Annotated in this window: 6 protein-coding genes; 2 read left to right on the forward strand and 4 right to left on the reverse strand. The window is 56.0% G+C overall.

Features of this window, described 5'->3' with window-relative positions:
* Positions 1–25: 25 nt before the first annotated feature.
* From IQ273_RS28390 to gltX, 3 genes are all read right to left on the reverse strand, one after another.
* On the reverse strand, positions 26–1,111 hold the full coding sequence (locus IQ273_RS28390) for a glycosyl transferase (protein ID WP_194026474.1): 1,086 nt from the start codon (positions 1,109–1,111) through the stop codon (positions 26–28).
* Between the two features lie 73 nt (positions 1,112–1,184).
* Complete coding sequence (gene ftsH2, locus IQ273_RS28395) at positions 1,185–3,071, reverse strand: ATP-dependent zinc metalloprotease FtsH2 (protein WP_194026475.1); 1,887 nt, start codon at positions 3,069–3,071, stop codon at positions 1,185–1,187.
* 363 nt (positions 3,072–3,434) lie between these two features.
* Positions 3,435–4,877, reverse strand: coding sequence for a glutamate--tRNA ligase (gene gltX / locus IQ273_RS28400; protein WP_194026476.1), 1,443 nt, complete (start codon positions 4,875–4,877; stop codon positions 3,435–3,437).
* Between the two features lie 47 nt (positions 4,878–4,924).
* On the opposite strand from gltX, the gene IQ273_RS28405 reads away from it, so the two are divergent.
* The gene (locus tag IQ273_RS28405; protein ID WP_194026477.1) at positions 4,925–5,125 is read left to right on the forward strand and encodes a hypothetical protein; all 201 of its coding nucleotides are present in this window, start codon (positions 4,925–4,927) and stop codon (positions 5,123–5,125) included.
* A gap of 118 nt (positions 5,126–5,243) precedes the next feature.
* On the opposite strand, the gene IQ273_RS28410 is transcribed toward IQ273_RS28405, so the two are convergent.
* Positions 5,244–6,095 carry an ABC transporter ATP-binding protein gene (locus IQ273_RS28410; protein ID WP_194026478.1) on the reverse strand — a complete coding sequence of 284 codons (852 nt, stop codon included), beginning with the start codon at positions 6,093–6,095 and terminating at the stop codon, positions 5,244–5,246.
* Positions 6,096–6,321: 226 nt separating this feature from the next.
* Here IQ273_RS28410 and IQ273_RS28415 point away from each other — a divergent pair, with 226 nt between their 5' ends.
* Positions 6,322–6,639 (forward strand): hypothetical protein, encoded by a 318-nt coding sequence (locus tag IQ273_RS28415; protein WP_194026479.1) that lies wholly within the window; start codon positions 6,322–6,324, stop codon positions 6,637–6,639.
* The last annotated feature ends 370 nt before the right edge of the window (positions 6,640–7,009 follow it).

Genomic DNA, 7,009 nt, shown 5'->3' on the forward strand with positions numbered 1-7,009 from the left:
ATGGGTGGGTGAGTGAGGGGGATACTTAGAAAACGTTGGCTAAATAATCGACGATTGCGCTGGCAATTTGCTGGTTGCCATGCTTGGCGATCGCGGCGGTCGTGCGTGGTGGGTGCAGGGGCTGGCTCAAAAATTCCCATTCGCTGTGGAAAAATTCGTCTGAGGTCAAGACTCGGTGCCAGCTGTGGTCTTGCATACCGTTGACTAACACTGGCCCTTCAGCAAAGTCGTTGCGGGTGATGGTGACAATCGGTAGGTCTAGGCGGCAGGCCTCGGAGAAGGTGCTAAACCCTGGCTTTGACACCACCCGGCTACACAAAGGCATCACATCCACTGGACGAAACCCCTGTCGAGGCACCTTAAATAGGTTGGCTAACTCAGGCGCATCGCTATCAAACGTGAGAAACTGCCAGTCTGGAAACTGAGCCAGGTGATGGTACGGAATGGTCTGCAACCCCAGCCCGCCAAAGGTGAGCAGAACTGTGCGTGCCTGAGGGATCTGGAGGTGCCACTGATGGCGCAGATCGTCTGGCTCGTAGCGAGGGGTTCCGCCAGTGAGGCCCACATCTTCAACCACAGGAAAGGCCGCCATCGGCTCGTGAAAGGGCAGCCGAAACAGGCGATCGCACTGGCTAAAGCAGTCTCCGATCCAGTCGGCGATCGCGGTGAACTCTGGGCCGAAGCCTCGGTAGATGAAATCCCAGCCAAAGTTGCTCACCATCCAGCAGGGAATATTGGCGGCATGGGCGATCGCCGTGGCCAAGGGCGGTATATCGGCCAACACCAGACTTACCCCCCGCTGTTTGAGGTAGGCCGCTTCAGCCGCTATCGTCTCCTCCTGGTGGGCCTGAATATCTTGCAGCTTAGCCAGGGTAGCAGGCAGATCCATCCTCAAACTGTCGGGCTGAATAACTCCAATATCAAACGCAACAGGGCGATACTCGTACTCCACCGGCAAATACTCGTTCAGCAGCCACTGGGGAGCGGTGGTGGCCACCACCAAATCTACCTCAGGCTGCATTGCCTTCACGGCTGCCGCAATAGAAGCCGCACGGGTAGCGTGGCCAAAGCCATGATTTGTAACCGCAACATAGAGGGTAGATCGGGGCATCGAATGGATCCCTAAATTTAAAAAGGCTCGCCCTAGCTGGACGAGCCTTAATCATAGTCAGGTCAACCAGACTCTACAGCTGAGGAACGAACTGCTGCTTGTCGGGCACCACTGTGTATTCAGACACTATTTGGCGAAATTCGTCGCCGTCAATGGTTTCGCGCTCCACCAGCAGATCGACCAGGCGATCGACTAGGGCACGATTTTCTTCCATAATGCGCTTTGCGTTGGTATAGCAATGCTCGACAATGGTGCGCACCTGGCCATCAATGCGCGACGACACCTCTTCAGAATATTCTGAGCGAGAGAGCCAATCGCGACCGAGGAACACTTCACCTTGGGAACTCTCTAGGGAAAGCGGGCCGAGGTCGGACATGCCAAACCGGGTGACCATCTGTCGCGCCATATTACTGACCTGTTGTAGGTCATTGCCGGCTCCGGTCGTCACTTCCGCATCGCCGAAGATGATGTCTTCAGCGGCGCGCCCCCCGAGGGCACCTGTGATTCTGGCCAGAATTTGGGCGCGGGAGATTAGCATCTGCTCTTCACTAGGGGTAAACCAGGTCAGACCCTGGGCCTGCCCCCGAGGAATCAGCGTTACCTTCTGAACCGGATCGTGGTCTTTGACCAGAGTACCGATAATGGCGTGGCCAATTTCGTGGTAAGCAATTAGGCGCTTGCTCTTGCTGTCGACCAGGGGAGTGCCCTCCATACCGGCGATAACGCGGTCTACGGCGTCGTCTACCTCAGCCATTGTCATGGCATCTTTGCGACGGCGGGCGGTCAAAATGGCGGCCTCGTTGAGCAGGTTGGCCAGGTCAGCGCCAGTAAAACCAGGGGTGCGACGCGCGATCGCCTCTAGGGAAATATCTTCAGCCAGCTTCTTGTTGCGAGCGTGGACTTCGAGAATTTCAACCCGACCTTTGACATCGGGGGGGTCGACCATGACCTGGCGATCGAAGCGACCGGGGCGCAGCAGCGCCGAGTCAAGCACGTCTGCCCGGTTGGTGGCGGCGATGATGATAATGCCAGTGTTGCCCTCAAAACCATCCATCTCGGTGAGCAGTTGGTTAAGGGTTTGCTCACGCTCGTCGTTGCCGCCACCAATGCCTGCACCCCGCTGACGACCGACGGCATCAATTTCATCAATAAAGATGATGCAGGGAGCGTTTTCTTTGGCTTTTTTGAACAGGTCGCGGACGCGGGAGGCCCCTACGCCAACGAACATTTCCACAAATTCAGAACCCGAGATGCTGAAGAAGGGCACGCCCGCTTCACCTGCGATCGCTTTAGCCAGAAGGGTTTTACCCGTTCCTGGAGGGCCGACTAGCAGTACACCCTTGGGAATACGTGCGCCAATGGCGGTAAAGCGCTCGGGCTTTTTCAGAAAGGTAACGACCTCTTCCAGCTCTTCTTTGGCTTCATCAATACCGGCGACATCATCGAACATGATGCCGGTTTTGGCCTCCATCATGAAGCGAGCCTTAGACTTACCAAAGTTCATCGCCTGACCAGGGCCACCCATGCCACCGCTAGAGCGGCGGAACAAAAAGAATAGACCACCAATCAACAACAGAGGAAACAGGAGGTTGCCCAAAGCACCTACCAGCGCTCCATCATTGCGCGGCGGGTGAGAGTCGAGGCTAATGTTTGCCGTGCGCAAACGGCTGACCAGGTCGGGGGAGTTACCCGGCAAATCTACCCGCCAGCGCATCACTCGGTTATCTAGCTCGGGGTCTACGGCTTCTACGATGGCGGTTCTGCCACCGTCGTAGAGGTCGACTGCCGTAACGCGTCCAGCATCGAGATAGTCGAGAAAACGACCATAGGTAAGGCGTGTATTGGCCGCATTTAGCCCCATGTCAGCGGGGGCTGACGAAAACGCTCCTTGCCACAAGAAAAACCCTATTACCAACAAGGGCAGGGTCCACAGTAAGGCTACTCGCCACGAAAATTTCATACCTATGGCCTCTATTGACTAACGTGCACGGTGTTAACAGATCCTTGTCAACGAATCTTCAGTTAACGGATTTCGACCGATCTTGGCCCTACGTCTATGATGCCTGGAACAAGGAGTTACCGGGTGTCAGCGAGGCAGAACCGAAGATCAGCAGGAAATTATGAGATAAATCTTTACTTAATGTAACGTAAGCTGTGGAACTCGGGCAAACCCAAGCCAAATTTAATGACCATTGTGCCTACTACCCCCAGGGCTACGGCTATTTCCTAGGGGTTGCTCTACTGCTTACTGTAGCTGGTTATCGGATTGAGAGGTTTTTAGAGCCTATAGGCTCCTTTAAGTGCCACGTAGCTTCGACAGGGACTAAGCTAACGACAGTGCCTCTTTTAAGCGCGCCACATCAAACCCGCGCTGCCGCAAAATCAGCCACGATTCCATCAGGTCTGGCCCCTGCAAAGCACCCATGAGAGCCGCCCGCATCGATTTCATCACCAGCCCTTTCTTCACGCCCTGGGCCTTAGTCACGTCATTCACCAGCGCCTTGAGGTCGTCAATGGTGGCGGGAGGTTGTGCCGTTAATCCAGCCAGAATGCCCTCTAGGACGGCGGGAACACCTTCGAGCTGTACCTGGGCTTTGGCATCGTCGGTAAAGTCAACGGTCTCGGTAAAGAAAAAGCGGCTTTGCTCGACCACATCGGTGAGCCGGGTCAGGCTAGGGCCGAGCATCGCCATCATTGACAGCAGCCAGCTTTGGTCGGCGTCGGCATCAATGGCATAGCCAGCCTCTTGAAGGTAGGGTAGGGCTAGCTCTAGCAGGGCCGCAGGCTCCATCGCGTGCAGGTACTGGCTGTTGAGCCAGTTGAGCTTGTCCCAGTCGAATTTGGCTCCGGCTTTGTTGACGCGATCGAAGCTGAACTGTTTGGCGGCTTCATCGAGGGTGAACTGCTCGGTGGCGTCGGGGGCCGACCAGCCTAGCAGGGTCATATAGTTGACTAGGGCTGGGGCCACAAAGCCCATCTTTTGAAAGTCAGCGATCGAGGTAACGCCGTCGCGCTTGGAGAGTTTTTGACCGGTTTGATTCAAAATCAGCGGTGTGTGGGCGAAGGCGGGCACCGCAGCACCCAGCGCTTCGTAGAGCAAGATTTGCTTGGCGGTGTTGGCAATGTGGTCTTCGCCACGAATAACGTGGGTAATGGCCATATCGATGTCATCGACGACAACGGCCAGGTTGTAGAGGGGCTGGCCAATAGAGGTAGAGGATGAGGCCCGCGCTACCACCATGTCGCCGCCCAGGTCGCTGGCCTGCCAGGTGACGGGGCCACGCACCATATCGTTCCAAGTGATGGTGCGGCTATCGTCAATTTTGAAGCGAATGACTGCCGGGCGGCCCTCGGTCTCGAATGCGGCCTGCTGGTCAGGGGTTAAATCGCGATGGCGGTTGTCGTAGCGGGGGGCCTGATTTTTGGCTTTTTGAGTCTCGCGCATGGCCTCTAGTTCTGCGGGCGTATCGTAGGCGCGATAGGCTAGGCCCGCATCCAGCAGGGTTTGAATGGCTTGGCGGTAGAGGTCGAGGCGCTGCGACTGAAAGAATGGCCCTTCATCCCAATCCATGCCGAGCCACTTGAGGCCGGAGAGAATGTTGTCGGTGAATTCTGGCTTGGAGCGCTCTTCGTCGGTGTCTTCAATGCGAAGGATGAACTTTCCTCCTTCGTGGCGGGCAAAGAGCCAGTTAAACACACCTGTACGGGCGGTACCAATGTGCAGACTCCCGGTGGGGCTAGGGGCAAGGCGAACGCGAACGGTCATGGGGTTTCCTGCACTCTCGACAAATCTTTATTTTAGGGGGTGGGGTGATGGCATTGGGCTGTCCCATCAGTGAAGTGGTCTTCTCAAACTTTGTGAAGCTAGCCTTGAGAAGCTGGTTGGGTACCGCCTACCCTGGGCTCAATGCTGTATTTCTTATGGGTGTGGGGCGGCTTAATCGTAATCGTGCGATCGCCAGCCAAGAGTCGGGCTCGCCATCTGTAATGATGGGCCGCAAAGCGAAGGAGTAGGGTAGCATTCGCTTTGCAATGTGGCGATGTGGTGGATATGACATGCGATCGCACCACAATTCCATGGTGTAGGCGTAGGCTGCACCGCGCAGCCATGCACCATGCTCAAGAGCTGAGTTCAATCTAAATTGCGCCCGGTCAGCTCTACAAAAATATCTTCAAGGTTGGAGGGGCGGGTCATCATGCCGGTTTTGTCGGGCTGCTGGTCGAGGTGGGCGTTGGCGGCGTCTAGGGTGGGGAAGAATTGATAATCCCAGCGATCGCCGCGCTGGGTCATGAGAATGCCTTCGCCGTGGCGCTGGCGAAACTGGTCGAGGGTGCCTAGCTCAATCAGCTGGCCCTGGTCGAGAATGCCGATGCGATCGCACAGGTACTCGACTTCTTCCATATAGTGGGTGGTGAGCAGCATGGTCATGCCCTGCTGGTTGAGGCCGCGAATAATTTCCCACAGGCGGCGGCGAGTTTGGGGGTCGAGGCCCACAGTGGGCTCGTCGAGGAAGAGAATTTTGGGGTTGTGCAAGAGGGCACGGGCAATTTGCAGCCGCCGCTTCATGCCGCCAGAGAGGGTTTTGACCTTGTCGTCGCGGCGGTCGGCCAGTTCGACATAGTCTAGCCAGGTGTCGATGGTGGTGCGCCGCTGGGGGTTGGGAATGTGGTGCATGCGCCCGTGGAACTCCATGTTTTCCCACACGGTCATGTCGCCATCAACACTGGTTTGCTGCAGCACCACTCCAATCTGGCGGCGCACGTCGAGCTGCTGACGGTTGACGTCGTATCCGGCAACTACTACGTGGCCATCGCTGGGTCGGGTTAGGGTAGTTGCCATGCGAATGGTGGTCGATTTACCCGCGCCGTTGGGGCCAAGCAGGCCAAAAACTTCTCCGGCTTCAATATTTAGGGATAGGTCGTTAACGACAGATACCCCATTGTAGACTTTATGGACGTTTTGCAGGCAAACCGCAGCGGACATGGCAAGGGTTAGGCTCCAGAGGTTGAGTCACGGTGACCGGGATGGCTTAGTCCATAGGTCGTCTGTAACTTATTGTTAATAGTTCCACGGTATCACCCATCCTCAGCAATTCCCACGATGGATAGGATGACCCTATGGGGTTGCTAACCGTTTGTCTTTACACAGCCTGGGCTAAAGTTGAAACTCCGCGATCGCAAAATTTAAAATCTAAAGTTCAAAACTGCCAATGCGCGCTCAAATTAATCACGGTATTCTCTACCTCCACCAGGAGGATGTGCCTGCCTACAAAAAGTCGGGTTCGATGGTGCGCAACAGCTATTTTTGGGCGCTTAAGTCGATTGCTGATCGGGCTGGGTTTAATCACGATTGGGAGTTTGCCGATGTGGTGTGGCCTGCGCTGGGGCGGATGCTGGTGTCGTTTATGGAGTCGGGGTATTTGGGCTATCGGGAGACGGTGCTGGAGTTTACTGATGATGTGGCGATTCCGGATGCTCTGCGCCCTGCCAGTACCTGGATTGCTGCCGATGAATACGACGAGGCGTAGGGGCGCAATCCTTGCGCCCGGTGCAAATTCCACGGCCATAACAATGAATCGTAGGGTGGGCACTGCCCACCACCCTTTCTTGGGATAAAAGGTGCAGCAGGGCCACTGCTCTTTGATTTCAGCTCACATCAACTGCTGTGGATGAAGATTACGGGTCTAAAGCCAAGCCCACCGCTGGGGGCGTTTCGATTGCCCCCAGACCCCGTCGAGCAGGGCCGTTCCGCCGCCCTGCACCCAACGGAAAGGACTGATCGATCACTGGTTTAAACCTTTGTTCTGCAAATGGGCCTGTAGGCAAGTTCAACCCTGCGGTCCTTAATGCTTAGCTTATGTTTCGGCCTTCCACATCCACCCATCCACCCATCCACCC

The organism is Nodosilinea sp. LEGE 07298, assembly GCF_015207265.1.
GTDB lineage: Bacteria > Cyanobacteriota > Cyanobacteriia > Phormidesmidales > Phormidesmidaceae > Nodosilinea.

Coding starts and splice junctions, on each gene's coding strand:
- IQ273_RS28390 (WP_194026474.1), bottom strand. CDS start 1,111: ATGCCCCGATCTACCCTCTATGTTGCGGTTACAAATCATGGCTTTGGC.
- ftsH2 (WP_194026475.1), bottom strand. CDS start 3,071: ATGAAATTTTCGTGGCGAGTAGCCTTACTGTGGACCCTGCCCTTGTTG.
- gltX (WP_194026476.1), bottom strand. CDS start 4,877: ATGACCGTTCGCGTTCGCCTTGCCCCTAGCCCCACCGGGAGTCTGCAC.
- IQ273_RS28405 (WP_194026477.1), top strand. CDS start 4,925: ATGGCATTGGGCTGTCCCATCAGTGAAGTGGTCTTCTCAAACTTTGTG.
- IQ273_RS28410 (WP_194026478.1), bottom strand. CDS start 6,095: ATGTCCGCTGCGGTTTGCCTGCAAAACGTCCATAAAGTCTACAATGGG.
- IQ273_RS28415 (WP_194026479.1), top strand. CDS start 6,322: ATGCGCGCTCAAATTAATCACGGTATTCTCTACCTCCACCAGGAGGAT.